Below are 3,379 nucleotides of genomic sequence, written 5' to 3'. Positions count from 1 at the left end.
TTTAGTCGCAAACCCGATTGCGGTAAAGTGCCATTTTAAATGAGAGTTATATCTGGCGAAAAAAACAAATAAATCGGATCAAAACCCACCTGTTTATTACGCCTTTTTTAACACTAATGGGTTAAGCGGATTAGATGCGACGCGCCTGCCAGAATACTTTGCGCCAGTAAACATTATCCAGCGAGGAGCGGATCACGCCCTGGCTGGTGGAAGCGTGAATGAAGGTATTGTCGGTGTCATAGATGCCTACGTGCAGGCCATTTTCGCCGCTGCCGGTTTTGAAAAATACCAGGTCGCCGGGCAGCAGATCGCTTTTATCGATGCGCGTGCCGATATCAGTCTGATCAATCGTTGAGCGCGGCAGCTGCAGGTCAAAGCGGTCACGAAAGGTCAGGTAGACAAAGCCAGAGCAATCCACGCCACCACGGCTTAATCCGCCATAGCGATAAGGTGTACCGCGCCAGCGGCTGAGCTGATCGTTAAGTTGCGCAATTACGGTGATGGAGTCAGACAGACGGCCATTGGGCGGCGGCGCATGATGGCTACAGCCCGCCAGCAGCAACACGAGGAGAAACAGGGTCAGCCGCATCAGAATAGTCCTTAAAAACGTCGTCCGGCTGACACTGTAGCGACAAAGCGGCGCGGCGCGCAAGTCAGGGAAGATAAAGCAGCGGCCCCTGTGGCGTCTCCAGCTGCACGAATTCGGCCTGATAAAGCGGTGCCAGTCGCTCGGCGGTCAGCACCTCACGGGCCCTGCCCTGACTGACTACGCGGCCCTGATGCATCAGCCAGACGCGATCGGCATGGCGCAGACTGTGGTTGAGATCGTGTCCGCTGGCGACAATGGCGATGCCGGCCTCGCTGAGCTGCAACAGCAGCTTATCCACCGCGCGCTGCTGTGCGATGTCAAGCGCGGTGAGCGGCTCATCCAGAATCAGTAACGCACCGCGCGGATTAATTGCCGGATGGATCTGCAGCACCACCGCCGCCAGGCGCACCCGCTGCCACTCACCGCCGGAGAGCTGCGCCAGCGGACGCGTCAGCTTATCCTGCAAGCCAAGCTGCTGCAGCAGGTCAGTGAGCGTCGCCTGCGCGTTATCGCCGCCCGGCGGGCTGTGCAGCCGCAGATAGTGCCACACCGGCAGCGCCGCAGGCGCCGGCTGCTGCTGCGGGAGCCAGGCGCGCTGCTGTGCCAGTGCGGCACCCGACCAGCTTTGCAGCGGCTGGCCGGCCAGCGTCAACTGCCCTTCGGCGTCGAGCAGGCCAGCGAGCGCAGTCAGCAGCGTGCTCTTGCCGGCGCCGTTAGGGCCGACCACGTGCACGCGCTCACCGCGGCAGAGCGTCAGGTTCCCCGCGCTCAGCCGTCCAGGCACGCGCAGGTCGTGGCACTGCAGCAGCATTACGCCGCCAGCGCCTGCTCAATGCGCTTCAGAATGATCGGATCGTCCGGCGTCATGTCCGGCGAGAAGCGCGCAATCACCTCACCCTGTTTGTTGATGAGGAACTTTTCGAAATTCCACAGGATATCGCCCGGCGCTTTCGGCGCGCGGCCTTTGCTCTCCATGCGCTCAAGGAAACCGCTGCCTGCCGGGCGTTCGGCTTCCGGCTGCGCGGCGACCAGCTGACGGTACAGCGGATGACGCTGCTCGCCGTTAACCTCCGTTTTGTCGAACAGCGGGAAGGTTACGCCGTATGTGGTGCTGCAGAAGGTTTTGATCTCTTCGTTGCTGCCCGGTTCCTGCTCAAGAAACTGATTACAGGGGAAGCCCAGCACGCTGAAATCTTTGTCCTGCCAGGCCTTCTGCAGCGACTCCAGCTGTTCATACTGCGGCGTCAGGCCGCATTTTGATGCTACGTTAACCACCAGCAGCACCTTGCCCTGATACTGTGCCAGCGTGGTTTTTTCACCGTCCAGCGTAACCAGTTCTGTCTGATAAAGGCTCATCGTCGATTCCCGTTGTTGATTGCACTGTGCCAGCCGCAGCTAGCGCGAAGACTTTACTAATAACATGATAAACAGCGGCGCGCCGAGCGTGGCAGTGACCACCCCAATCGGCAGCTCGGCCGAGGTCAGCACCAGCCGTGCCAGAATGTCCGCCGCCAGCAGTACCGCCGCGCCCGCCAGCGCCGCGGCCGGCAGCAGGGAGCGATGATCGCTCAGGCCGCTGAGTCGCAGCAGATGGGGGATAACCAGTCCGACAAATCCAATCGCACCGGCCATCGCCACGCTGACGCCCACCAGCCAGCCCATCGCCAGCACCAGCAGATTGCGCCACAGCAGCAGTGGCAGGCCGAGCTGCCGCGCCGACACCTCCCCCAGCGCCAGCAGATTAAGCGTCCGGGCGCTGGCCAGCAACGCCAGCGTCACCGGCAGCAGCGCCAGCATCATCCAGCCGTAGCGCCAGTCGATGCCGCTAAATCCACCCATCATCCAGTACATCAACTGGCGCAGATCGAGGCTGGTGCTAAAGTACACCGCCCACGTCATGATGGCGCTACAGATAATGCCGAGCGCCACGCCGGTCAGCAGCAGACGGCTGGCCGACAGCTGACGATGGGCAAAATGCAGCAGAATCAGCGTGATCAGCAGCGCGCCCGCCATCGCTGCCAGCGCCAGGCTCCACAGTGCGCCGTTACCCAGCAGCACCGCCAGCACCAGGCCGATGCCGGCGCCGTTCGATACGCCCAGCAGCCCGGGCTCCGCCAGCGGATTGTTGAACAGCGCCTGCATCACCACGCCGCAGACTGCCAGCGCCGCGCCCACCAGCAGCACCGCCAGAGTGCGCGGCAGGCGCAGCTGCCAGACGAACAGATCGCCGCTGGCAGAAAACCATTGCAGCGGAGAAATCCAGCTGTCGCCCGTGCACAGACTGAGCACCAGTAGCAGCAGCACTGCGGCAGTAAGCGCGCCGAGCCAGCGCCGGCTGCGACGGTCGGCCTGTTGGGCCAGCTGATCCAGCAGAGTCATAAGTAAGATTGGCAGAGAAAACAGAGATTTGATTGTAGAGAGATTACGCTAAAAAGAAAGCCGCGCCTGCAGCGTGCTGCCGGGATTGCGCGCATAAAAAAGGCCGCTGAGCGGCCTTTTTGTCATACTGAAATCAGTCAGCATCCTTGGGTGACGCGTTCTCCACGCGACTTTTCAACTTCTGCCCCGGACGGAATGTCACCACGCGGCGGGCGGTGATTGGAATATCTTCCCCCGTCTTCGGGTTACGGCCCGGACGCTGGTTTTTGTCACGCAGATCAAAATTACCAAATCCGGACAGTTTTACCTGTTCTCCGTTTTCCAACGCGCGGCGAACTTCTTCGAAAAAAAGCTCTACCAACTCTTTGGCATCGCGTTTGCTCAACCCGAGTTTTTCAAACAGGTACTCTG

At 60.8% G+C, this 3,379-nt stretch carries 5 protein-coding genes; all 5 read right to left on the bottom strand.

Translation table 11 applies throughout. From position 1 onward, the window contains the following. Nucleotides 1–130: 130 nt before the first annotated feature. Complete coding sequence (locus tag QMM04_RS21620; RefSeq protein WP_021506241.1) at nt 131–589, bottom strand: NlpC/P60 family protein; 459 nt, start codon at nt 587–589, stop codon at nt 131–133. A 64-nt stretch (nt 590–653) separates the two neighbouring features. Next, nucleotides 654–1,400, bottom strand: coding sequence for a vitamin B12 ABC transporter ATP-binding protein BtuD (gene btuD, locus QMM04_RS21615; protein ID WP_282997004.1), 747 nt, complete (start codon nt 1,398–1,400; stop codon nt 654–656). Then, on the bottom strand, nt 1,400–1,945 hold the full coding sequence (locus tag QMM04_RS21610; protein ID WP_058769691.1) for a glutathione peroxidase: 546 nt from the start codon (nt 1,943–1,945) through the stop codon (nt 1,400–1,402). The genes btuD and QMM04_RS21610 overlap by 1 nt, the downstream gene beginning before the upstream one ends. Nucleotides 1,946–1,984: 39 nt before the next feature. Next, complete coding sequence (gene btuC, locus QMM04_RS21605) at nt 1,985–2,968, bottom strand: vitamin B12 ABC transporter permease BtuC (RefSeq protein ID WP_282997003.1); 984 nt, start codon at nt 2,966–2,968, stop codon at nt 1,985–1,987. A 133-nt stretch (nt 2,969–3,101) separates the two neighbouring features. Further along, a partial coding sequence (ihfA, locus tag QMM04_RS21600; protein WP_282997002.1) for an integration host factor subunit alpha occupies nt 3,102–3,379 on the bottom strand: 278 nt, incomplete at its 5' end.

The organism is Pantoea sp. Pa-EAmG (assembly GCF_030024295.1).
Taxonomy (GTDB): Bacteria; Pseudomonadota; Gammaproteobacteria; order Enterobacterales; family Enterobacteriaceae; genus Pantoea; species Pantoea dispersa.
The sequence above is the reverse complement of the archived record's forward strand: the minus strand, read 5'-3'. Positions and strand labels throughout refer to the sequence as shown.